Origin of the sequence: Enterobacter sp. Ap-1006 (assembly GCF_011752835.1) — a bacterium.
Lineage (GTDB): Bacteria > Pseudomonadota > Gammaproteobacteria > Enterobacterales > Enterobacteriaceae > Cedecea.
This window is the reverse complement of record NZ_VWWU01000019.1, coordinates 1-806: the sequence shown is the minus strand read 5'-3', so window position 1 is coordinate 806 and position 806 is coordinate 1. Positions and strand designations below refer to the sequence as shown.

The 806-nt window shown below is 59.1% G+C and carries 1 protein-coding gene; it reads left to right on the top strand.

The features are described 5' to 3' along the window. Positions 1–806 (top strand): hypothetical protein (locus F3J28_RS22275; protein WP_205247289.1); only part of this gene is annotated, 806 nt, incomplete at both ends.

Sequence of the window (806 nt, the reverse complement as noted above, 5' to 3'; positions counted from 1 at the left end):
TCATCACTGATCAGTGGCTGGACAAGACCAAGGGCCGCGAGACAGCCGTGCGAATCGTCGTGCACGACCAAGACGGCAACCTCTTGAGCGAGCCCACCTTCGAGATTGCTCGGGGCGACGAGATCGACTTCGACCCCTCTGTTTGGCTGATGACGGGCGGTACCGCCCGCAGCCCTTATGACGACCTCGCGATTGATGACGCTTACATTAAGTCCGAAGCCAAGTCCGGTCGGTTCGAGCAGGTTCTCTACGCGGTCTACTACCGCAAGACCGACCGAAGCAAAGGGTATCGGGCGCCAAGCAGCGAGGACGTGGCCTGCCTCGAACGCGCCAGTGACTACCTCGCAGAGCATCGGGCTGACTGGGAGGCGACCGGCTGTCTCCCGACAGAGGAGATCACCGAGATCTCGAACTACGACCGCGGCCACCGTATGTATGGGATCACCAGGTGGACCGAAATGTTTACGGAGCGGCAGTTGGTCGTCCATGCCGTCTTCGCAGAAGAACTGCAACGTCTTCTGACTGAGGCAGAAGAGGAGCTTGGACAGGAGAAGGCTCGTGCACTGCTGACGGAGCTCGGGATGATCCAGGCTAAGGCGATAAACGACAGTGCCCGGCTGGCAACTTGGGATATAGGTAGGCAGAAGACGCGGAGTGTCTTCGAGAAGCACAATTTCACGTTCAGGTGGACCTTCGTTGAGTTCCAGGGCTCGCAGGAACTTCCCTCGTTTGTGCTAGGCCAGGTCCTTGACGCGTACGACCAGTTGGTCACGCTGGTCGGGCATGTTTCGCCCGATTCCTTGGTT